Origin of the sequence: Streptomyces scabiei 87.22 (assembly GCF_000091305.1) — a bacterium.
Lineage (GTDB): Bacteria > Actinomycetota > Actinomycetes > Streptomycetales > Streptomycetaceae > Streptomyces > Streptomyces scabiei.
The window spans coordinates 3,546,064-3,568,462 of sequence record NC_013929.1 but is presented as its reverse complement, the minus strand read 5'-3'; the positions used below and the strand labels follow the sequence as shown (position 1 = coordinate 3,568,462).

The following is a 22,399-nucleotide window of genomic DNA, read 5'->3' as shown; positions in this document are numbered from 1 at the left end:
CTACGCCAGCCGCACCCGCGGATCGATCAGCGCGTACACCGCGTCCACCACGATGTTCGCCACCACGATCGCGGCGGCGGCGACCAGGACCACGCCCAGGAGCAGGGGGAGGTCGTTGTCGCGGACGGCCTTGATGGACAGGGCGCCGATGCCGTGCAGGCCGAAGGTCTCCTCGGTGATGATGGCGCCGCCGAGGAGGTAGCCGATGTCGAGGCCGAGGATGGTGACGATGGGGCCCATGGCGCCGCGCCAGGCGTAGCGGAAGAAGACCGTGGACCGGGACATGCCCTTGGCGCGGGCCGTGCGGACGTAGTCCTCGGCGAGGGTCTCGACCAGCTGGGAGCGGGTCATCCGCGTGTAGTTGGCGGTGAAGATGATCGCCAGGACCAGCCAGGGGAGGAGCAGGCCCTTGAACCAGCTCAGCGGGTCCTGAGAGAAGCCGACGGCGTCCGAGGGGCGGGGCAGCAGGCCCCACTGGTCGGAGAGGTAGTACATGGCCACGACGCCGACGATGTAGATCTGGAGCGAGGAGCCCACCAGGGACGCCGAGGACGCGATCTTGTCCAGGGGGCGGCCCTGCGCCACCGCCGCGATCATGCCCGTGCCCACGCCGAAGACGACGAACACGACCGTGCTGCCGAGCGCGAGCGAGAGCGTGGTGGGGAAGCGGTCGGTGATCAGGCCGAGGACCGGCTCGTGGTTGGTGAAGGAGTAGCCCAGGCAGGGTGCCGGGCAGTGGCCGAGCCCGGCGTAGTCCCGGCCGGCGAACACCCCCGTGAGCCAGTGCCAGTACTGGACGGGCAGCGGATCGGCGATACCGAGGTTGTGCCGGACCAGGGCGAGCGTCTGCGGGGTGCACAGCTTGCCGCAGGCTGCGCGGGCGGGGTCGCGGGGGGCGACGTAGAAGAGGAGGAAGGTGATGGCGCTGATGATCAGGAGGATCAGCAGCGCGCTCAGTGTCCTGCGGGCGACGAAGCGGAGCATGGCGGTTCGGGTCCCGGTCCGGCTCAGGCCTTGGCGTACAGCTTGTGGAGGAGGAACGCCGAGAACAGCGGGTCGAACTGGGCGCCGCCCACCTTGGACCCGTACAGGTAGTAGCGCCGCTGATAGGTCTCCGGGATGATCGGCGCCTCCTTGGCCATGATCGACTTGTCCAGCGTCGCCCAGGCCGCGTTCTCCTTCGTGGTGTCGGTGATGGTCGCGTCCTTCTTGATGGCCGCGTTGACCCAGCCCACGTTCAGCTGGGAGACGTTGGGGGCGTTGTTCGCGATGGTGGTGCCGTCGAAGAGCGGCTGGATGAGGGTGTAGGCGGCGGGCCAGTCCGGCGACCAGCCGTACCACATCACATCGAACTGGTTGTCGATCTGGCCGACCTGGTCGTAGTAGCTCGTCGACTCCACGGGCTTGACGACCGGGTCGAAGCCCGCTTCCTTCAGGGCGTTCGCGATGACGACCTTGGTCTTCTCGTAGGCGTCGTTGCCGCCCTGGGGATAGGTGTAGACGATCTTCTGGCCGAGCTTGCCGGCCTCCTTCAGCAGGGACTTCGCCTTCGCCGTGTCACCGCGGGGGTTCTTCAGCTTTCCGTAGGCGTCGAACTTCACCCGCCCGGCGATGTCCGGGCTGAGGATGGTGGTCGCGTAGTCGCCGGCAGACGGGCCGCCGTAGATGGAGCGGATCTGCTCCAGCGGCCAGGCGTAGTTGAGGGCCTGGCGGACCCGGACGTCCTTGATGCGGCGGCAGTTGATGGCGTAGTAGTACAGGCCGGTCAGCAGGCCGTCGATGGTGCGGGACTCCAGGGCGGAGTCGCTGATCACCTTCTGGATGCGCTCGGCCGGCACGCCGCTGTAGGCCATGACCGCGTACTGGTCGGTCCCCGAGTCCGCGATCAGCCGGTCGGTGGCCGGCAGGGCCTCGGGGCCGAACTCGAAGACGACGGAGTCCGGGTAGGCGTTGCGGATCGGGTCCGTCGCCGGGTCCCAGTGGGTGTTGCGCACCAGGGTCATGGACTTGTCCACGGAGTGCTGCCTGATGCGGTACGGGCCGCAGGAGACGGGGTCCTTGTCGTACTTCTCCTTGCTGTCGTGCGCGACCGGCACCGCGCCGTAGGAGTGCATCGCCAGCGCCCAGTTGAGGTCGGGCCGGGCCGTCTTCAGATGGAAGGTGATGGTCTTCTTCGCGGTGTCCGTGACGACGGAGGAGAGGTGCTTTCCGCTGTACGGGCCCTTGTAGACCGACCGGAAGTCGTTCGAACCGGTCAGCCAGGTCTGGACGTAGGTCGCGCCCTCGGTGGTGAAGCTCGCGAAGCCGCGTTCGATGCCGTGGCGGACGTCGTCGACGGTCAGCGCGCTGCCGTCCTCCCACTTCAGGCCGTCCTTGAGGGTGAACGTCCAGGTCTTTCCGCCGTCCGTCATGGTGCCCGTGTCGGTGGCGAGGTCGCCGACGAGCTTCATCGAGCCGTTGGCGGCGATCCTGTAGCCGGTGAGACAGCGGACGTAGAGGTTCGCGACCGTGGAGTTCCACGCGAAGTAGATGCGCTGCGGGTCCAGGTGGGAGAAGTCGTCCGGACCGATCGGGCGGATCGTGCCGCCCCTGCGCGCGCCCGGGACCGCGGGTGCGGGGCCGGTGGAGTCCGCCGCGGTGCCCACGGTGACCTTGGCGTACGTGGCGGCGGAGCCGGAGGCCGCGCCGCCGCCCGCCGTACCGCCCCCGCCTCCGCTGCTGCACGCGCTGAGGACGAGGGCGCCGCCGGCCGTCGCGACCGAGCTTGCGATGACGAAGTTCCTGCGGGAGATCGACATGGGTGTCCTGCCTGAATCAGGGAGAAGGAGTGTGCTGCGGAGGGGGCTCAGCGTCTGGTCTTCGGGTCGAGCGCGTCGCGGACCGAGTCGCCGAGGAGGTTGAAGGCGATCACGAAGATCACCATCGAGAGGCCGGGGAAGAGCATGTACGTGATGTCGCTCTGGTAGACCTGCGCCCCGCGCTGGATCATCACGCCCCAGTCGGGGGTGGGGTCGCTGAGGCCGACGCCGAGGAAGGCGAGCGCCGCCTCCGTGGTGACGTACATGGGCAGGGCGAGGGTCGCCTGGATGAGCACCGGGGTCCACAGGTTGGGGAGCAGTTCCCGGAAGACGATCCGGGCCGCCGAGGCACCGGTGACCTTGGCCGCCTCCACGAACTCCCGCTCGCGCAGGGCCAGTACCTCGCCGCGCAGCAGCCGGGCGATCGGGGCCCAGCCGAACGCGGTCATCACCGAGATCAGGCTCACGACCGTCAGCCAGGTCGGGGTGTTCTCGTCGGGCGAGACCAGGATCGAGATCAGCACCGGCCACATCGCGATGAAGAAGAGGGTGGAGGGGAAGGCCAGCAGGATGTCCACGATCCGGCCCACCAGGTTGTCGACGCGGCCGCCGAGATAGCCGGCCGTCACTCCCACCACGATGCCGAGGCCGGTGACCAGCAGGGTCGTCACCGTGGCGATCAGCAGGGAGTTGCGGATGCCGTAGAGGAGGAGGGTGAAGACGTCCCGCCCGAGCTGCGGTTCGACGCCGAACCAGAAGTCGCCGCTGACCCCGCCGTTGGGTGCGACGGGGAAGCCGAACTGGTTCAGCAGGCCGGGCTGGTTCTGGCCGTACGTCGTGTACGGGTTCTTGCCGTAGAGCCTGGCGATCAGCGGGGCGGCGATCGAGGCGGCGAAGAACAGCAGCACGATGTACGCCGAGACGGTGCCGGCGCGGTCCCGGCGGAAGCGGCGCCAGGCGATGCGGCCGGGGGAGCTGGTGGCGTGGCCTCCGGCGGTGCGGGGCGGGGTGCTGGGCGGCGCCTCGAAGGGCGTGGCCGTCGTGGATGCGGGCGAGGTCCCCATGACGTGACCTTTCAACCGGCCGTGGGGGCGGGTCAATGCGTTCGTGGGGGCTTTGACCAAGGGGAGGGGGATTGCCGAACGGGCTCTTACGGGGGTGAACCGTTCTCTTACCGGCTCTTCGGGGTTTTTTCAGACTGCGAGGGTGGGGTGCCTTTTCGGGTGCGGGTGCGTGGGGCTTCTCGCGCAGTTCCCCGCGCCCCTGAGAAGCAAGGGCTGCGCCCGTGCTTTTCAGGCCCGCAGGGGCCTGGGTTTTCAGGGGCGCGGGGAACTGCGCGACCAGCCCCCACCGGACCCGCACCCGACCACGCACCCATACGGCCCCCCAAATGTGCGATATGCGCGAAACGCGTCGATATTGTCCGGTAACAAGAAGATCGCGCACGTAGGACGAGGAGGCACCCATGCGCGGAGCCACGCACGCTCGATGGATCGCCGGCGCGGCGGCGGTGGCTCTCGCCGCGACCGCCTGCGGGGGCGGGGACGACAGCAGCGGCAGCAGCGGAAGCGGCGACTCCGGTGCCGTGCTCAGCTCCTCGTGGGGCGACCCGCAGAACCCGCTGGAGCCGGCCAACACCAATGAGGTGCAGGGCGGCAAGGTGTTGTCGATGATCTTCCGGGGGCTGAAGCAGTACGACCCCAAGACCGGCGAGGCCGAGGACATGCTCGCCGAGAAGATCGAGACGACCGACTCGCAGAACTTCACCATCACGGTCAAGGACGGCTGGACCTTCAGCAACGGCGAGAAGGTGACCGCCAAGTCCTTCGTGGACGCCTGGAACTACGGCGCGAGCCTGAAGAACAACCAGAAGAACGCGTACTTCTTCGAGTACATCCAGGGCTACGACAAGACGCACCCCGACGACGGCAGCAAGCAGACCGCCGACACGCTCTCCGGGCTCAAGGTCACCGACGAGAACACCTTCACCGTCAAGCTCACCCAGAAGTTCTCGACCTTCCCCGACACCCTCGGGTACAACGCCTACGCCCCGCTGCCGCAGTCGTTCTTCACCGACCACGACGCCTGGCTCGCCAAGCCCGTCGGCAACGGCCCGTACGCCGTCGACTCGTACACCAAGGGCTCCCAGCTGTCGGTGCGGAAGTGGGACGACTACCCCGGCGAGGACAAGGCACAGAACGGCGGCGTGGACCTGAAGGTCTACACCGACAACAACACCGCCTACACCGACCTGATGGCGGGCAACCTCGACCTCGTCGACGACGTCCCCGCCGCCCAGCTGAAGAACGTCAAGGCCGACCTCGGCGACCGGTACATCAACACCCCGGCCGGCATCATCCAGACCCTGTCCTTCCCGTTCTACGACGCGGACTGGAACAAGGAGGGCTCGGAGAAGGTCCGCCAGGGGCTCTCCCAGGCGATCGACCGCGACCAGATCACCGACACGATCTTCCAGAAGACCCGCACGCCCGCCACCGACTGGACCTCCCCGGTCCTCGGCGAGGAGGGCGGCTACAAGAAGGGGCTGTGCGGTGACGCCTGCGAGTACGACGCGGACGCGGCCAAGAAGCTGATCAAGGAGGGCGGCGGCCTCCCCGGCGGCCAGGTCAAGATCACGTACAACGCGGACACCGGCTCCCACAAGCAGTGGGTCGACGCCGTCTGCAACTCCATCAACAACGCCCTCGACAACGACAAGGCGTGCGTGGGCAACCCGGTCGGCACCTTCGCCGACTACCGCAACCAGATCACCCAGCGGAAGATGAGCGGCCCGTTCCGGGCGGGCTGGCAGATGGACTACCCGCTCATCCAGAACTTCCTGCAGCCGCTGTACTACACCAACGCCTCCTCCAACGACGGCAAGTGGTCCAACGCCGACTTCGACAAGCTCGTCGACCAGGCCAACGCCGAATCCGACACGGCGAAGGCCGTGGAGACGTTCCAGAAGGCCGAGGAGGTCGTCCGGGACAACATGGCCGCCATCCCGCTCTGGTACCAGAACGGCAGCGCGGGCTACTCGGCGCGCCTGTCCAACGTCTCCCTGAACCCGTTCAGCGTGCCGGTCTACGACCAGATCAAGGTCGGCTGATCCTCCGTGGGACGGTACGTCGTCCGGCGCCTGCTCCAGATGATCCCGGTCTTCGTGGGCGCCACCCTCCTGATCTTCCTCATGGTGAACGTGATGGGCGACCCCATCGCGGGCCTCTGCGGCGACCGGGAGTGCGATCCGGCGACGGCCGCCCAGCTGCGCCGCGAGTTCGGCCTCGACAAGCCCGTCTGGCAGCAGTACCTGACCTACATGGGGAACGTCTTCACCGGCGACTTCGGCACCGCGTTCAACGGGCAGGAGGTCACCGAGCTGATGGCCTCCGCCTTCCCGGTCACCATCCGGCTGACGATCGTCGCGATCCTCTTCGAGATCGTCGTCGGCGTCTCCCTCGGCGTCGTCACGGGCCTGCGGCGCGGGCGTCCCGTCGACACCGGGGCGCTGGTGGTCACCCTGGTCGTCATCTCCGTCCCCACCTTCGTCACCGGTCTGCTGCTGCAGCTGCTGCTCGGGGTGGAGTGGGGCTGGATCAGTCCCTCGGTCTCCTCCGAAGCGCCCTTCGACGAGCTGATCGTTCCCGGGCTGGTCCTCGCCTCGGTCTCCCTGGCGTACGTCACCCGGCTGACCCGGACGTCCATTGCGGAGAACGCCCGCGCCGACTACGTCCGCACCGCCGTCGCCAAGGGACTGCCCCGGCACCGGGTGATCCGCAAGCACCTGCTGCGCAACTCCCTGATCCCCGTGGTCACCTTCATCGGCACGGACATCGGGGCCCTCATGGGCGGCGCGATCGTCACCGAGCGGATCTTCAACATCCACGGCGTCGGCTACCAGCTCTACCAGGGCATCCTCCGCCAGAACACCCAGACCGTCGTCGGCTTCGTGACCGTCCTCGTCCTGGTGTTCCTGCTCGCCAACCTGCTCGTCGACCTCCTCTACGCCGTACTCGACCCGAGGATCCGCTATGCCTGAACCGCTGCCCGAGGAGCCCCACGTGTCGGGCGGCCAGCGCGCCCCCGAGGGCGGGGCGATCGCCGCGACCGGGCAGGACGGCACCATGGACCTCGCCACCACCGAGGGGGAGACCCTGGAGAAACGACTGGGCGACGGTCCGGCCGGCGGCGGCCCGGACGGCAAGGCCCGCAGCCTGTGGTCCGACGCCTGGCGCGACCTGCGCCGCAACCCGGTCTTCATCATCTCGGCCCTGGTGATCCTCTTCCTGGTCGTCATCTCCCTGTGGCCCTCGCTGATCGCCTCCGGCAACCCGCTCAAGTGCGACCTCTCCAAGGCCCAGGAGGGCGCGCAGCCCGGACATCCGTTCGGGTACGACGGTCAGGGCTGTGACGTGTACACCCGGACCGTCTACGGGGCGCGGATCTCCATCTCCGTCGGTGTCTGCGCGACGCTCGGCGTCGCGCTGCTCGGGTCGGTGCTCGGCGGGCTCGCCGGGTTCTTCGGCGGCCACTCGGACTCGTTCCTGTCCCGGATCACCGACGTCTTCTTCGCGATCCCGGTGGTGCTCGGCGGTCTGGTGCTGCTCTCCGTGGTCACCAGCAACTCCATCTGGCCGGTGATCGGCTTCATGGTGCTGCTGGGCTGGCCGCAGATCTCCCGCATCGCCCGCGGCTCGGTCATCACGGCCAAACAGAACGACTACGTCCAGGCCGCCCGCGCCCTGGGCGCCTCCAACTCCCGCATGCTGCTGCGGCACATCACCCCGAACGCGGTCGCCCCGGTCATCGTCGTGGCCACCATCGCGCTGGGCACCTACATCGCCCTGGAGGCGACGCTCTCCTACCTGGGCGTCGGCCTGAAACCGCCGAGCGTCTCCTGGGGCATCGACATCTCCGCCGCCTCCCCGTACATCCGCAACGCCCCGCACGCACTGCTGTGGCCCTCGGGAGCGCTGGCGATCACCGTCCTGGCGTTCATCATGCTCGGCGACGCGGTCCGCGACGCCCTCGACCCGAAGCTGAGGTGAACCGCCGTCATGCTGCTCGAAGTGCGTGATCTGCACGTGGAGTTCCGGACGCGGGACGGGGTCGCCAAGGCGGTCAACGGGGTCGACTACGGGGTGGACGAGGGGCAGACGCTGGCCGTGCTCGGGGAGTCCGGCTCGGGGAAGTCGGTCACCGCACAGGCGATCATGGGCATCCTCGACATGCCGCCGGGCCGGATCACCGGCGGCGAGATCCTCTTCAAGGGCCAGGACCTGCTGAAGCTCAAGGAGGACGAGCGCCGCAAGATCCGGGGCGCCGAGATGGCGATGATCTTCCAGGACGCGCTGTCCTCCCTCAACCCCGTCCTCTCCGTCGGCGACCAGCTCGGCGAGATGTTCGTCGTCCACCGGGGCATGTCGAAGAAGGACGCCCGCGCCCGGGCCGTGGAGCTGATGGACCGGGTCCGCATCCCGGCCGCAAAGGAACGGGTACGGGACTACCCGCACCAGTTCTCGGGCGGCATGCGCCAGCGCATCATGATCGCCATGGCGCTGGCCCTCGAACCCGCGCTGATCATCGCCGACGAACCCACCACCGCACTGGACGTCACCGTCCAGGCCCAGGTCATGGACCTCCTCGCCGAACTGCAGCGCGAACTGCGCATGGGTCTCGTCCTCATCACCCACGACCTCGGAGTCGTCGCCGACGTCGCCGACCGCATCGCCGTGATGTACGCGGGCCGCATCGTGGAGTCCGCCCCGGTCCACGACATCTACAAGGCCCCGGCCCACCCGTACACCCGGGGCCTGCTCGACTCCATCCCGCGCCTGGACCAGAAGGGCCAGGAGCTGTACGCGATCAAGGGTCTGCCGCCCAACCTGATGAACATCCCGCCCGGCTGCGCCTTCAACCCCCGCTGCCCGATGGCCCGCGACGTGTGCCGCACCGACGTGCCCCCGCTGTACGACGTCGAGCCGGCGGACGGCATCCGGACGAGCGCCTGCCACTTCTGGAGGGAGTGCCTCGATGACCACCACCACGGCTGAGGCCGAACCGATCCTGGAGGTCAGCGGCCTGGTCAAGCACTACCCGCTCACCGAGGGCATCCTCTTCAAGAAGCAGGTCGGCGCCGTGAAGGCCGTCGACGGCGTCGACTTCGCCCTCGGCCGGGGCGAGACCCTCGGCATCGTCGGCGAGTCCGGCTGCGGCAAGTCCACGGTCGCCAAGATGCTGGTCCACCTGGAACGGCCCACCGCCGGCTCGATCCGCTACAAGGGCGAGGACGTCACCAAGCTGTCCGGCAAGGCCCTCAAGACCGTCCGCCGCAACATCCAGATGGTGTTCCAGGACCCGTACACCTCCCTCAACCCCCGGATGACCGTGGGCGACATCATCGGGGAGCCGTACGACATCCACCCCGAGGTCGCGCCCAAGGGCGACCGCCGGCGCCGGGTGCAGGAACTGCTCGACGTGGTCGGTCTCAACCCCGAGTACATCAACCGCTACCCGCACCAGTTCTCCGGCGGCCAGCGCCAGCGCATCGGCATCGCCCGCGGGCTGGCACTGCGCCCCGAGGTCATCGTCGCCGACGAACCCGTCTCCGCCCTCGACGTCTCCGTCCAGGCCCAGGTCATCAACCTGCTGGACCGGCTCCAGGGCGAGTTCGGACTGAGTTACGTCTTCATCGCGCACGACCTGTCGATCGTGCGGCACATCTCCGACCGGGTCGGCGTGATGTATCTCGGGCGGATCGTCGAGATCGGCCGCGACGCCGAGATCTACGACCATCCGACGCACCCCTACACACAGGCGCTGCTGTCCGCCGTGCCCGTCCCGGACCCCGAGGCCCGTGAGCACCGGGAGCGGATCATCCTCTTCGGGGACGTGCCCTCGCCGACGAACATCCCGTCCGGGTGCCGTTTCCGCACCCGCTGCTGGAAGGCGCAGGAGCGGTGTGCGCTGGAGGTGCCGCTGCTCGCGGTCCCGGCCGAGTTCCGGCTCACCAGCGGACCGGCGGCCCACGACTCGGCCTGCCACTTCGCGGAGGAGAAGCAGGTGGTCCCGACGGAGGAACCGCCGGAGGAACCGGCGGAGGAACCGACGGAGAATCCTGCGGACGATCATGCGAATGGGGCGGAATAAGCCTACAAATCTACACCAACCGCGTTAACACGCAGGCAACTTGACCGACCCCGTTCCGATATACGGACGCGGGAATCTACTACGCGTACGGCCGTGCGGGTGCCGTAAACGGGCCGGGGCTCGCCATGTAGCCCCGGCCCGTTGCCGTGCCCGGCCGCCGTACCGGGCCGTGATGCCTAGGCCATTCCGAGGGAACGCCTCAGGAAGTCCACCTGGAGCAGGAGCAGGTTCTCCGCCACCTGCTCCTGGGGGGTGATGTGGGTGACCCCGGAGAGCGGCAGGACCTCGTGGGGCCGGCCGGCCGCGAGGAGCGCGGAGGACAGGCGCAGGGCGTGGGCGAAGACCACGTTGTCGTCGGCGGTGCCGTGCACGATCATCAGCGGGCGGTGCGGCTCGGCGGGCGCGGACAGTCCCTCGTCCGTGATCAGCGAACTCTTCGCGTACGCGGCCGGGTCCGTCGTCGGATCGCCCAGGTACCGCTCGGTGTAGTGCGTGTCGTACAGCCGCCAGTCGGTGACCGGCGCGCCCGCGATGCCCGCGTGGAACACGTCCGGGCGGCGCAGTACCGCGAGGGCCGCCAGCCAGCCGCCGTAGGACCAGCCGCGGATCGCCACCCGGGACAGGTCCAGCGGATGCGAGGCCGCCAGGCCGTGCAGCGCGTCCACCTGGTCGTCGAGGGAGAGCGTGAAGTCGCCGTCGATCGCCTTCTCCCAGGCGGGGGAGCGGCCGGGGGTGCCGCGCCCGTCGGCGACCACCACCGCGAACCCCTGGTCGGCGAACCACTGCGAGGTGAGGTGCGCGTTGTGGGCGGCGAGTACCCGGGGGCCGTGCGGACCGCCGTAGGGGTCCATGAGCACCGGCAGGGGGGTGACCCCGTCGTAGTCCTTCGGCATAAGCAGGGCGCACGGTACGCGGCGTGCGCCCCCCTGTGTGAAGCGCACGCGCGGGGACATACCGGGGTCTTCGGCATAGGACGCCACGGTCGCCACGGGCTTCCCGTCCCGCAGCACCTGGACACGGGTGCCCGCCCGCTCCGGAACGGCCGAGACCAGCACGGTCACACCCCCGGCCCGCACGGCGGAGTGCACGCCGGGCTCCTGCGAGACGCGCTCCGTGCCCAGTTCGTTCACGCGGTAGACGTGGATCTCCCCGGTCTCCGGATCGGCCGCCGACGCGCCCGCCGACGCCGAGACCAGGACATCGGCGTCGGCCACGTCCAGCACCGCGCGGACGTGCAGCTGCGGTCCCGTCAGGGGCCGTTCACCGACCGCCAGCACCCGCGCGCCGCCCTCGTCCGCGACACGCACGAGCTGACCCGACGGACTCCACGAGGGCACCCCGGGGAAAAGATCAAGCCAATGTGGATCTTCGTCGGCATGCACCATCCGGGTCGCCCCCGTGTCCGGGTCGACGGCCAGGAACAACTGGCTGCGCTGGTCCCGCGCCTGTACCAGGATCAGCGGGGCACCCGCCGCTGACCAGTGCACATGCGCCAGATACGGGTAGCGCGCCCGGTCCCAGACGACCTCCGTGCGGGTACCGGAGAGGTCGATCACGAAGAGGCGTACGTCCGCGTTGGCGGTCCCGGCGGCCGGATACGCCACCCGCTGCGGGTCCCGTTCCGGCTGCGCGGGGTCCGAGATCCACCAGCGGCGCACCGGCGTGTCGTCCACGCGGGCCACCAGCAGGCGGTCCGACTCCGGCGACCACCAGAAGCCGCGCGACCGGCCCATCTCCTCGGCCGCGATGAACTCCGCCAGGCCGTGGGTGACGTTCTCCGACTCCTCCTCGGTGAGCGCCACGTCGTCCCCGCCCTCCACGCCGACGACCCGCAGCGTGCCCCCGGCGGCATACGCGACGTACCGGCCGTCGGGGGAGGGGCGGGGATCGATCACCGGGCCGGGAACGGCCAGTTCACGAGCCGTGCCGGCCCGTAGCTCGGCCACGAAGAGCCGCCCCGACAAGGCGAAGGAGGCCAACTCCACGGCCGCGTCGGTCGCGTAGCCGACGATCCCGGCGCCGCCCTCGCGCAGCCGCTCACGGCGGGCGCGCTCCTCGGCCGACAACTCCTCCGTGGAGCCGGCGAGCAGCAGACCCGGGTCGGCCGCCACGCGTTCGCCGCCGTCCGGGAGGTCCAGAACCCACAGCTTGCCGGCCCGCTCGGTACCGGACGAAGAGCGCAGGAACGCGACACGGGAACCGTCCGGCGCGACGGAGAAGGCCCGCGGCGCGCCGAGGGTGAAACGTTGTGTCCGGGCGTGTCGGCGGGGAAAGGACTCGGGCTGGGTCGTCATGCTCCGACCATATTGGCCATGCGCCCCCTTGTGCGGCCGTGCGCCGATCGATGCGCGCGTATGGATAGTTATGATCACTACCGCTGGGTGGGTATGAACCTGCTGGCCGCTGTACGGATTCACAACTGCGTCACCCACGTCATCGGTTGACGACGGCTCCGCCGTCAGCCCGTGACAACTGCTTCGGTCCCCAGGTCCCAGGGAACTTTTGGAGGTGAGCCGCCGTGGCACTCTCGATTTCGGCGGTGGTGCTGCTGGCGATCATCGTCTTCATCCTGATCAAGAAGTCAGGGCTGAAGGCACCACACGCGATCATCTGCATCCTGCTCGGCTTCTACCTCGCGTCCTCGACCATCGCGCCGACGATCAGCGAGCTGACGACCAACATCGCGGGCATGATCGGAAGTATCAAGTTCTGAGCCTCCGGCCGCCGGGCTCCGCCCGGGCCCGTCCCTGGGCCCCCGGAACCCCGCGGCCGACCGTTCCCGCGGACGACCGCGCCCGGCACGGGCCGGCTCCGGGCGCCTCGTAGGCTTGCCCCATGACGGATCTGCCCTCCTCCGGCCCCCGGCCGGGGGAACCCCTCTCCCGCGTCGGTCACCGACTGCTCCTGGTGCACGCGCACCCGGACGACGAGTCGATCAACAACGGCGCGACCATGGCCAAGTACGCGGCCGAGGGAGCCCGGGTGACGCTGGTGACCTGCACCCTCGGCGAGGAGGGCGAGGTCATCCCGCCCTCTCTCGCGCACCTCGCGCCCGACCGTGACGACACGCTGGGCCCGTACCGGGTGGACGAACTGGCCGGGGCCATGAAGGAACTCGGCGTCACCGACCACCGCTTCCTCGGCGGCGCGGGCCGCTACCGCGACTCCGGGATGATGGGCGTCGAACAGAACGAGCGCCCCGGCGCCTTCTGGTCCGCCGACGTCGACGAGGCCGCCGCCCACCTGGTCCGCGTGGTCCGCGAGGTCCGCCCCCAGGTCCTCGTCACCTACGACCCCGACGGCGGGTACGGCCACCCCGACCACATCCAGGCCCACCGCGTCGCCATGCGCGCCGCCGGCCTGGCCGCCGACCCGGCCTTCCGCCCGGACCTCGGCGAGCCCTGGGACATCGCCAAGGTGTACTGGAACCGGGTGCCGCGCGGAGTGGTCCTGGAGGGCTTCGAACGCCTCCGCCGCGATCTCGCCGAGCCCGGACGGGTGCCGTTCCGGCAGGCCGCGAGCGTCACCGATGTGCCGGGAGTGGTGGACGACCACCTCGTCACCACCGAGATCGACGGCACCGGCTTCGCGGCGGCGAAGGCCGCCGCGATGCGCGCGCACGCCACCCAGATCGAGGTCGCCGAACCCTACTTCGCGCTCTCCAACGCGCTGGCCCAGCCCCTGCTGAGCACCGAGTACTACGAGTTGGTGCGCGGCAGACGTGAAGGGGGGAGCCGGGAGAGCGACTTGTTCGAGGGGATTCCCGGTATTTCTTTCGAGGAACGGCAGAACGGAACGGCCCTGTGATGCGTACGCATGGGTATGACAGACACGTCGTGTGCGCGCACGGCCATCGAGGGGCGGTCCGGCGATGAAGCGGACGGACATGCCGACCGGCCGGGAAGGCGGCGCGCTCGCCCAGCCGTTGACGTTCCCCGCGCCGGCGCGCGCCGCTGCTCACCTGGGGCTCTTCGTGCTGGGGGCGGTGGTCGGGGTGGCCGGCGGGCTGCTCCAAGCGGCCTGGTTCCCCGGCGGATTGCTGCTCGCGCTGCTGGGTGCGGCCGGGCTCTTCCTGGGCGGCTCGCGGGCGACGGGGAGCCGGGCGGGGGCCGTTGCGCCGGCCGCCGGCTGGATGATCTCCGTCGTCCTGCTGACGTCCACCCGGCCGGAGGGGGACTTCCTGTTCGGCGTGGGAGTCGGCTCCTACCTCTTCCTGCTCGGTGGCATGGCTGTTGCTGTGATGTGCGCCACCCTTGGGTGGGGGCGGCAACCGACCGGGCCCGACGCCCGACTTGGGAAGTGACCACCGCTTCGCCGCGGTACGGGGGTGCGGGTCCGGTGTGGGTTTCCCACGCGGTCGTGGGATACGCGCCGGAAGTGGCCAGTATGGTGGTGCGCGCCGCCGAGCTGCCCGCTGAGTTGAGGTCGTGACGGGCGGCGGAGCAAACCGGGAGAACCTGCCTTGAGTCGTGAAACTGACACTTCGTCCTCCGGGGCCAATGGGCGCGGCAGCACCGCGTACCCGTCGGGGACACCGCCGTACGGCACGCCCATGGCCACCGAGGCCGGTGCCGAGGCGGCCCGCTCGGCCGCGGCCGAGCGCGCGGACGGACCGAGGACCGAGACCACGCTGACCACACGGGTCCGGATCAACATCCCCGGCTCGCGCCCGATCCCGCCGGTCGTCGTCCGCAAGCCGGTCGCCGACGGCGAGGGCGCCGCGGACGACACCGGGTCCGAGTCGGAGACCACCGGCACCACCGCCATGCCCGTGTTCACGGACACCCCGGCGCCAGCGCCGGAACCGGCCGCGCCGGGCGACGACAAGCCCACCAGCGACTGGTTCGCGCCCCGCAAGGGCGCCACCCCGGCCAAGGGCACGAGCACCGGCGGCACCAACGGCGCCGGGTTCTCCGTCGGGACCCTCGGCGGCCAGGGCGCCCCCGCGCCGGGAGTCCCCGCCACGGGCCCCCGCCCCGGAGGCACGGGCGGCACGGGCGGCACCGGTCCCCAGTCCGGCGGCCCCGCGGGCCCGCGCCCCGGCGCGACCGCCGGCCCCCGGCCCGGCGGGACCAACGGCGCCGGCCTGCCCGGGGCCACCGGCGGCCAGCCCGTCGCTCCCGGCCACGGCGGCGGCACCGGGTCCTTCGACGTCTCGGCCGCGCTGGCTGGCACCAAGCCCGAGCGCGACGACCTGCCGTACTTCTCCGACAACGGCGGGCGCTCCGGCCCGGCGGGCCCCACGGGCGGCCCCGTCACCGGCGACAGCCCGCTCGGCCCGCCGCCGGTCCAGGGCGGCCCCGGTGGCCCCGGCTACCAGGGCAACCCCTTCGGCGGCCCCGACGCCGACTTCTCCTCGCCCGGAGCCGCCGGTGCCTACGCCCGCCCCGGCGGCGGCATCAGCGACGACACCGCGGTCCTCACCCCCCAGCGCCAGACCCCCGAGCCGGGCTACGGCGGGGCCGGACCCGTGGTCGACAACCCCTCCGGGCACACCCTGACCAGCGGCATCCCGGTCGTGCCCCCCGGCACCCAGGGCACGCCGTTCGGCGCGGGCGGCCCCGACGGCGCGGTGCGGCACACCCCGCCCAAGCTGCCCGACCCCGGCCCGCAGCAGAAGGCCGCCCCGGCGAAGAACACCAAGTCCGCCAAGCCGGCCAAGAAGAAGGGCCGCAGCAAGCTCGGGCTGCTCATCGGCGGTGTGGTCGTCCTCGGCGGCGGTGTCTACGGCGCCGGTCTGCTGATGAACCACTCCGACGTGCCCAAGGGCACCACCGTCCTCGGCGTCGACATCGGCGGCGGCACCCGCGACGAGGCCGTCAACAAGCTCGACGCGGCCTTCGGCAAGCGCACCACCCAGCCGCTGCAGCTCTCGGTCGACGGCGACACGGTCTCCCTCACACCCGACCAGGCCGGACTCCAGTTCGACAAGCAGGCCACGGTCAGCGCCGCCGCCGTCAGCGACTACAACCCCGTCTCGGTGATCGGCTCGCTCTTCGGCCAGGAGCGGGTCGTCTCCCCGGTCATGCCGGTCGACGAGGAGAAGCTGCGGGCCGCCCTGGAGCGCGCGGCGGGCGGCGCCGGCTCGGCGAGCGACGGCACCGTCAAGTACCAGGCCGGCAAGGCCGTCCCCGTCTACGGCAAGGCGGGCAAGGGCATCGCCGTCGGCGAGTCCACCACCGCAGTCGAGGAGGCGTACCGCGCCCAGGTCGAGACCGGCGGCAGCACGCCCGTGCGGCTCCCGACCACGGAGCAGGAGCCGTCCGTCGGCAAGGCCGAGGTCGACCGGTTCATGAAGGAGTTCGCGCAGCCGGCCATGTCCGCGACGGTCACCGTCCAGACGGACCCCGCGCACGCCGTCCTGCTCAGCCCGCAGAACTCCCTGTGGAAGTTCCTCACCGTCAAGGCCGTCGACGGCAAGCTCGTCGACTCCTACGACGAGAAGGCGCTCAAGGAGCTCTACGGCGGCGCCTTCGACGGCGTCCTCATCACCCGGGCCAACGGCGAGAAGACCCCGGTCACCGTCGAGGACGTCTACGGCGCCCTCCGCCAGGCCCTGAAGAGCACGACGAACCGCACGGCCACCATCGAGACGAACCCGAGCTAGGCGGTTTCGAAGCACGACACGCAGGGGGCACCCGGCCCACGCCGGGTGCCCCTCGTCGTACTCCGGTGCCGTCCCCGTCACCCTCTCCGATATGACTTCTGTCATGCCGGGGTCAGGACCGCCGACACTGCCGGACGCACCCCTCTCCCGCCGACGATGGTGTCCATGACGACCACGACGAGGGCCACCGACACCACGGTGGTGGGATTCGACAAGGTGACGAAGGCGTTCGGCGACGTACGGGCCGTGGACGGCCTCACGCTCGCCCTGCACCCGGGGGAGACCGTGGCCCTGCTGGGCCCGAACGGCGCCGGCAAGTCCACCACCCTGGACCTGCTGCTCGGCCTGAAGAACGCCGACAGCGGCACGATCGACGTCTTCGGCACGACCCCGCGCGAGGCGATCGTCGCCGGACGCGTGGGAGCCATGCTGCAGAGCGGCGGCCTGATGGACGAGGTGACGGTCGCGGAACTGGTCCGGCTCGCCTGCGACCTGCACCCGAGGCCGTACCCGGTCTCGGACGTCCTCGCCCGCTCCGGCATCACCCAGATCGCCGACCGCAAGGTCCACAAGCTCTCCGGCGGCCAGGCCCAGCGCGTCCGCTTCGCCCTGGCCACAGCGGGCGACAGCGACCTCATCGTCCTGGACGAGCCCACCACCGGCATGGACGTCACCGCCCGCCAGGCCTTCTGGGCCACCATGCGCGAACAGGCCGACCAGGGCCGCACCGTCCTGTTCGCCACCCACTACCTCGAAGAGGCCGACGCCATCGCCGACCGGGTGCTCGTCCTGCACCGGGGCCGCCTGCTGGCCGACGGCACGGCCGCCGAGATCAAGGCCAAGGCCGGAGCCCGCAGGATCTCCTTCGACCTCCCGGACGGCGGGGCCGACGAGTCCGCGCTGCGGGCCCTGCCCTTCCTCACCACGATCACCGTCTCCCACAGCGGCTCCGCCGAGGGATCCGGCCGTACCGTCCGCATCCAGTCCACCGACGCCGACGCGACCGTCCACGCCCTCTACGGCCTCGGCGTCTTCCCCCGCAACCTCGAAGTCACCGGCCTCGGCCTGGAACAGGCCTTCGTCGCGATCACCGCCGCCGAGGAGGCGAAGTCCAAGTGAACAGCCTGATCAAGCTGGAACTCACCCGCGCCCTGCGCAACCGCAAGTCCATGTTCTTCTCGGTGCTCTACCCCTCGCTGCTGTTCCTGCTGATCGCGGGCAACGCGAGCAGCACCGAGAAGCTCGGCGACACCGGTCTGACCCTGCCGACCTACATGATGGTCTCCATGGCCTCCTTCGGCGCCCTGACGGCCGTCCTGATGGGCAACAGCGAACGCATCGCCAAGGAACGTGAGGGCGGCTGGGTACGGCAGCTGCGGCTCACCCCGCTGCCGGGGCGCGGCTACGTGTTCGCCAAGACCGCCAGCGCGGCCGTGGTCAGCCTGCCGTCCATCGTGATCGTCTTCCTGGTCGCCGCCACCGTGAAGGGCGTACGCCTGGACGCCTGGCAGTGGCTCGCCCTCACCGGGGCGATCTGGGCCGGCAGCCTCGTCTTCGCCGCGCTCGGTGTCGCCATCGGCTACCTCGCGACCGGCGACGCGGTCCGCCCGATCACGATGATCGTCTACTTCGGCCTGTCGATGCTCGGCGGCCTGTGGATGCCGACGACGACCTTCCCCGGGTGGCTGCAGGAGATCGCGAAGTGGGTGCCGACGCACGCGTACGCCGCGCTGGGGCAGGCCGTCGAACAGAGCCGGGCCCCGCACGCCGGGGACGTCGCCCTCCTGGTCGTCTACTTCGCCCTCTTCGCGGGCGGCGCGGCCTGGCTCTACCGGAAGGACACGCGGAAGGCGTGAGCGGCGTCGGTATCGGGCAGCGCCCGCAGAACCTCAGACAGCGGGCGATCAAGTTCCTCTGGACCGGGATCTGGCTCGCCTATCTGAGCGCCCCCGTCAGCGACCTGCTGCACGGGGGCCACAGCGACGGAGTCGTCGTCCTCGGCTGGATCGGCCTGGTGGCCTTCGTCGCCTGGTACTTCCTGCTGATCTTCCGCACCGGCCGCCGCGACACCACCCGGACGGTGCTCGGCGCGCTCACCGTCCTCGCCGCCCAGTCCGCGCTGCTCTCCCTCAGCCTCGGCCGCGAGTGGCTCGTCCTCTTCGTCTACGTGTCGGTCGCCTCCGGCGCCGCCCTCCCGCTGCGGCTCGCCCGCTACACGATCCCGGCGGTGTCGGCCCTGCTCACGGCCATCGCCTTCGCCGTGCCGGGCGGGGAGGCCTATCTCGCCTCCCTGCTCCTGCCGGCCCTCCTCGGCGGCTTCTCGATGACCGGGGTCCGCGAACTGATCCGCACCACACAGGAACTGCGCGAGGCGAGGGCCACCGTTGCCCAGCTGGCCGCGAACGAGGAGCGGCTGCGCCTCGCCCGCGACCTGCACGACCTGCTCGGCCACTCCCTCTCGCTGATCACGCTCAAGAGCGAGCTGGCGGGCCGGATGCTCCCCGGCCACCCCGAGAAGGCCGCCCAGCAGGTCGCCGACATCGAACAGGTCAGCCGTCAGGCCCTGGTCGACGTCCGCGAGGCCGTCACCGGCTACCGGCGCCCCCGCCTCGGCGCGGAACTCGCGGGTGCCCGGGACGCGTTGACGGCGGCCGGTATCGCCGCCGACCTGCCCGCCGACCCCGGATCCCCCCTCACCGACGCCTCCGAGGACAGCGAGTCCGCCCTCGCCTGGGCCCTGCGCGAGGCCGTCACCAACGTCGTACGGCACAGCGGCGCCCGCCGCTGCACGGTGGACCTCGTCCGCCGCCAGACCCTCGACGGCCCGATCCTCGAACTGACCGTGGACGACGACGGGACGGGCGCTCCGGCGGGCCCGGCGGACACCCCCGGCAGCGGTCTGGCGGGCCTCGCCGAGCGGCTGGAGAAGGTGGGCGGGACCCTGGAGGCGGGTCGCTCCCGGCACGGCTTCCGGCTGGTCGCCAGGGCCCCCGCCACGCTCCCGGGCCCGGACGTAGGATCCGGCGCATGACGCGCACGATCAAGGTCCTGCTCGCCGAGGACCAGTCCATGGTCCGCGAGGCCCTGGCGGCCCTGCTCGGCCTGGAGGACGACATCGAGGTCGTGGTCCAGGTGGCCCGCGGCGACGAGGTCCTGGCCGCCGCCCGCGCCCACGCCGTCGACGTGGCCCTGCTCGACATCGAGATGCCGGGCGCGACGGGCATCGAGGCGGCCGCCGAGCTGCACCGCGCCCTCCCGGTGGTGAAACTCGTCGTCCTCACCACCTTCGGCCGCCCCGGGTACCTGCGCAGCGCCATGGAGGCCGGCGCCGACGCCTTCCTGGTCAAGGACGCCCCCGCCGCCCAGCTCGCCGACGCCGTACGCAGGGTGCTGGCGGGCGAGCGGGTGATCGACCCGACGCTCGCGGCGGCGGCCCTGGCCGGGGGAGCGAACCCGCTGACGGACCGGGAGCGCGAGGTCCTGCGCGCGGCGGCCGACGGCTCCACCAACGCGGAGCTGGCCGAGGCCCTGCACCTCTCCCCGGGCACGGTCCGCAACTACCTGTCGACGGCGATCCAGAAGCTGGCGGTGCGCAACAGGACGGAGGCGGTCCGGACGGCGCGGGAGAAGGGCTGGCTGTGACCGCCGGGGCGGGCGACCACCGGGGCCGACGCGAGAACCCGGTGGCGACCGTCCCACGACGACCGGGGCGCCCTCAGTTCAGCAGCGCCCGGGCCGCCCCCGCCTGCCTGCGCACCTTCTCTGCGGCCCCCTCGTCCACCCCGCCCACCACCTCGGCGTACTCCTCCAGCGCGACGGCGCCCCGCACGTACTCGCCCCGCTGCACGAGCAGCCGCGCCCACTCGTACCGCAGCCGCGCCGGATGCGAGGGCATCGCCAGCGACAACTCCAGCGCCCACAGCGCGACGTCCGTCCGCTCGGGCCGGGCCGCCGCCCACGCGCGCACGTTGTTGAGGACGCGGACCACCACGTCCAGCGGATCGGCCGGTGTCAGCATCGCGGCATCCAGCGGCGCCCCGGTCGCCCCCGCGACCAGCAGCTCCGCGTCGTTGCCGGTCAGCACCCGCCCCCCGTCGAACGGATCGGCGAGCACCTGCTCCTCGGGCGGCCCGAACCCCACCACGAAGTGCCCCGGCAGCGCGACCCCGTGGACCGGCGCACCCGCCCGCCGGGCCACCTCCATCCACACCACCGACAGCAGGATCGGCAGCCCGCGCCGCCGTTCGAGCACCTGGTGCAGCAGCGAGGACTCCAGCCGCTGGTAGTCGCCCGGCGAGCCCCGGAACCCTTGGCGCTCCCCGAGCAGCGCGGCCGTCGCCTCCGCCCACGCGCGCGGCCCGCCGGGCCGGTAGGGCATCAGCCCGGCCAGCCGGTCGAGTTCGATCCCGGCGGCGTCGAGGCCCGCCTCGTCGAGCGCCCCGTCGCCCGCCGCCCCCACCAGCAGGCAGAGCAGCGCCAGGTCGGGCCGCTCGGCCCGGGCCTCCTCGGCGAACCGTCGCCGCACCTCGTCGGCCCGCTCCGGCTCCGGAGGCCGCGGCGCGGCCGGCCGGTGGCCGCTCACGGCGACCCGTCCGGCGCGGAGCCCGAGCCCGTGGCGGATTCGGTGCCGGTGCTCGTGCTGGTGCCGGTGCCGGTGCCGGTACGGGCACCCGGATCGCCGCCGGGTCCGGTGTCCTCCGGGTCCGGCTCCCGGTAGTGGTGGTACGCGTGATGCGCCACGAACCCCATCCCGGCGTACAGCGCCCGCGCCCCCGCGTTGTCCGTCTCCACCTGGAGCCAGCCCGCCGAGGCGCCCTCGTCCAGGGCCCGCCGGGCCAGCGCCGCCATCACGGCCGTCGCGAGGCCCCGCCGCCGCTGGGCGGGATCGACCTCGACGGCGGAGAACCCGGCCCACCGCCCGTCCACGACGCACCGCCCGATGGCCGCCGGCCCCGCGCCCTCCGCGCCGGGCACGGTCGCGAACCACACCGAGGGCCCGCTCCCGAGCACCTTCAGCGCGACCTCGCCGAGGCCCTTGCGCTGGTAGCGGCCGAGCCAGGCCTCGTCCGCGTTCCGGGACAGCTCCACCCCGCCCGCCTCCGCGTCCGCGACCGGCGCGAGCGCCCCGGTCCACACCTCGGCGGTGACGACGTCGACCCAGCCGCGCTCCGCCACCTCGGCGCAGAGCAGCTCGTGGGTGCCCTCGGCGCCCGTGGCCAGCTGGAGGAACGCGGGCAGCCCCCGGGCGGCGTACCAGCGGCGTACGGCCGTCAGCGCCTCGTCCAGGGGCATCCCGGGGTCGCCGAGGGGCAGGACCGAGTTGGCGCGCCGGGTGAAGCCCGCCCGTCGCCCGACCACCGCCCCTCCCGGACGCGCTGCGCGCGGCACCTCCTGGACTGCGGCCCGCAGCTCCCACTCACCGAGCGGCTCCCGCTCGACGGGCTGCCAGGCCCGCGCCGCGACCCGCGCCAGTTCCGTGAAGGAGGCGGCGGGTCCGCGCCGGCGGGCGGGCGCGGCGGGGACCACCTTCCCGGCCACCAGCGAGGACTCCTCGATCCGCACCCGCTCCCCGTCCCGCCGGGTGATCAGCAGCGCGCCGTCGTCCCATGATGTGAGAACACCAACCGTGTCGGTGAATTTCCCGCCCTCCGGGCCGCCGTCGACGACGCGCCGTACGGATACGCGTTTGCCCACGTCAGCGGCGGAGACACGGATCGCGAGACGTCCACCGGCAGAGAATTCCACAGGTCCGTCCACCCCTCCTGTTCGGATCATGCCCAGGAACGGAGATACTAGGTGCGGGCATCGACGACGCCGCGCTCCCGCGCGCCAGGCGGCGGAGCCT

Annotated in this window: 19 protein-coding genes; 13 read left to right on the top strand and 6 right to left on the bottom strand. The window is 71.4% G+C overall.

Annotated elements, in window-relative coordinates:
- From SCAB_RS14945 to SCAB_RS14935, 3 genes are read right to left on the bottom strand one after another with little or no spacing between them, the layout of a single operon-like run.
- Window positions 1–984, bottom strand: a complete 984-nt coding sequence (locus SCAB_RS14945; protein WP_013000914.1) for an ABC transporter permease — start codon at window positions 982–984, stop codon at window positions 1–3.
- 23 nt (window positions 985–1,007) lie between these two features.
- Window positions 1,008–2,798, bottom strand: coding sequence for an ABC transporter substrate-binding protein (locus tag SCAB_RS14940; RefSeq protein ID WP_013000913.1), 1,791 nt, complete (start codon window positions 2,796–2,798; stop codon window positions 1,008–1,010).
- 47 nt (window positions 2,799–2,845) lie between these two features.
- On the bottom strand, window positions 2,846–3,862 hold the full coding sequence (locus SCAB_RS14935; protein ID WP_013000912.1) for an ABC transporter permease: 1,017 nt from the start codon (window positions 3,860–3,862) through the stop codon (window positions 2,846–2,848).
- Window positions 3,863–4,263: 401 nt separating this feature from the next.
- Between SCAB_RS14935 and SCAB_RS14930 the strand changes: the two genes are divergently transcribed.
- From SCAB_RS14930 to SCAB_RS14910, 5 genes are read left to right on the top strand one after another with little or no spacing between them, the layout of a single operon-like run.
- Complete coding sequence (locus tag SCAB_RS14930; protein ID WP_013000911.1) at window positions 4,264–5,907, top strand: peptide ABC transporter substrate-binding protein; 1,644 nt, start codon at window positions 4,264–4,266, stop codon at window positions 5,905–5,907.
- A gap of 6 nt (window positions 5,908–5,913) precedes the next feature.
- Window positions 5,914–6,837 carry an ABC transporter permease gene (locus SCAB_RS14925; RefSeq protein WP_013000910.1) on the top strand — a complete coding sequence of 308 codons (924 nt, stop codon included), beginning with the start codon at window positions 5,914–5,916 and terminating at the stop codon, window positions 6,835–6,837.
- Window positions 6,830–7,846 carry an ABC transporter permease gene (locus SCAB_RS14920; RefSeq protein ID WP_013000909.1) on the top strand — a complete coding sequence of 339 codons (1,017 nt, stop codon included), beginning with the start codon at window positions 6,830–6,832 and terminating at the stop codon, window positions 7,844–7,846. Before SCAB_RS14925 ends, SCAB_RS14920 begins: the two co-directional genes overlap by 8 nt.
- Window positions 7,847–7,855: 9 nt before the next feature.
- On the top strand, window positions 7,856–8,851 hold the full coding sequence (locus tag SCAB_RS14915) for an ABC transporter ATP-binding protein (RefSeq protein ID WP_013000908.1): 996 nt from the start codon (window positions 7,856–7,858) through the stop codon (window positions 8,849–8,851).
- Complete coding sequence (locus SCAB_RS14910; RefSeq protein ID WP_013000907.1) at window positions 8,832–9,947, top strand: ABC transporter ATP-binding protein; 1,116 nt, start codon at window positions 8,832–8,834, stop codon at window positions 9,945–9,947. Before SCAB_RS14915 ends, SCAB_RS14910 begins: the two co-directional genes overlap by 20 nt.
- Before the next feature lie 176 nt (window positions 9,948–10,123).
- On the opposite strand, the gene SCAB_RS14905 is transcribed toward SCAB_RS14910, so the two are convergent.
- Window positions 10,124–12,241 carry a S9 family peptidase gene (locus tag SCAB_RS14905; RefSeq protein ID WP_037728450.1) on the bottom strand — a complete coding sequence of 706 codons (2,118 nt, stop codon included), beginning with the start codon at window positions 12,239–12,241 and terminating at the stop codon, window positions 10,124–10,126.
- Window positions 12,242–12,465: 224 nt separating this feature from the next.
- Between SCAB_RS14905 and SCAB_RS14900 the strand changes: the two genes are divergently transcribed.
- The 8 genes from SCAB_RS14900 (at window position 12,466) to SCAB_RS14865 (ending at window position 20,196) form a co-directional block, all read left to right on the top strand.
- Entirely contained in the window at window positions 12,466–12,660 is a 195-nt protein-coding gene (locus SCAB_RS14900) for a hypothetical protein (protein ID WP_005480627.1), read from the top strand.
- A 122-nt stretch (window positions 12,661–12,782) separates the two neighbouring features.
- A complete protein-coding gene (mshB, locus tag SCAB_RS14895; RefSeq protein WP_013000905.1) occupies window positions 12,783–13,754 on the top strand; it encodes an N-acetyl-1-D-myo-inositol-2-amino-2-deoxy-alpha-D-glucopyranoside deacetylase in 972 nt (323 codons plus the stop codon).
- 64 nt (window positions 13,755–13,818) lie between these two features.
- On the top strand, window positions 13,819–14,250 hold the full coding sequence (locus tag SCAB_RS14890) for a DUF6113 family protein (RefSeq protein WP_106437262.1): 432 nt from the start codon (window positions 13,819–13,821) through the stop codon (window positions 14,248–14,250).
- 159 nt (window positions 14,251–14,409) lie between these two features.
- Window positions 14,410–16,554 (top strand): hypothetical protein, encoded by a 2,145-nt coding sequence (locus tag SCAB_RS14885; protein WP_173402878.1) that lies wholly within the window; start codon window positions 14,410–14,412, stop codon window positions 16,552–16,554.
- Window positions 16,555–16,719: 165 nt separating this feature from the next.
- Window positions 16,720–17,673, top strand: a complete 954-nt coding sequence (locus SCAB_RS14880) for an ABC transporter ATP-binding protein (RefSeq protein WP_106437402.1) — start codon at window positions 16,720–16,722, stop codon at window positions 17,671–17,673.
- Window positions 17,670–18,410: an ABC transporter permease gene (locus SCAB_RS14875; RefSeq protein ID WP_013000901.1), complete on the top strand. Its 741-nt coding sequence runs from the start codon at window positions 17,670–17,672 to the stop codon at window positions 18,408–18,410. Before SCAB_RS14880 ends, SCAB_RS14875 begins: the two co-directional genes overlap by 4 nt.
- Entirely contained in the window at window positions 18,407–19,585 is a 1,179-nt protein-coding gene (locus SCAB_RS14870) for a sensor histidine kinase (protein WP_013000900.1), read from the top strand. The genes SCAB_RS14875 and SCAB_RS14870 overlap by 4 nt, the downstream gene beginning before the upstream one ends.
- A complete protein-coding gene (locus SCAB_RS14865; protein WP_013000899.1) occupies window positions 19,582–20,196 on the top strand; it encodes a response regulator transcription factor in 615 nt (204 codons plus the stop codon). The genes SCAB_RS14870 and SCAB_RS14865 overlap by 4 nt, the downstream gene beginning before the upstream one ends.
- 73 nt (window positions 20,197–20,269) lie before the next feature.
- Here SCAB_RS14865 and SCAB_RS14860 read toward each other — a convergent pair whose 3' ends face one another.
- Window positions 20,270–21,136 (bottom strand): transglutaminase-like domain-containing protein, encoded by an 867-nt coding sequence (locus tag SCAB_RS14860; protein ID WP_013000898.1) that lies wholly within the window; start codon window positions 21,134–21,136, stop codon window positions 20,270–20,272.
- Entirely contained in the window at window positions 21,133–22,299 is a 1,167-nt protein-coding gene (locus SCAB_RS14855) for a GNAT family N-acetyltransferase (protein WP_041669223.1), read from the bottom strand. Before SCAB_RS14855 ends, SCAB_RS14860 begins: the two co-directional genes overlap by 4 nt.
- Window positions 22,300–22,399 lie beyond the last annotated feature (100 nt).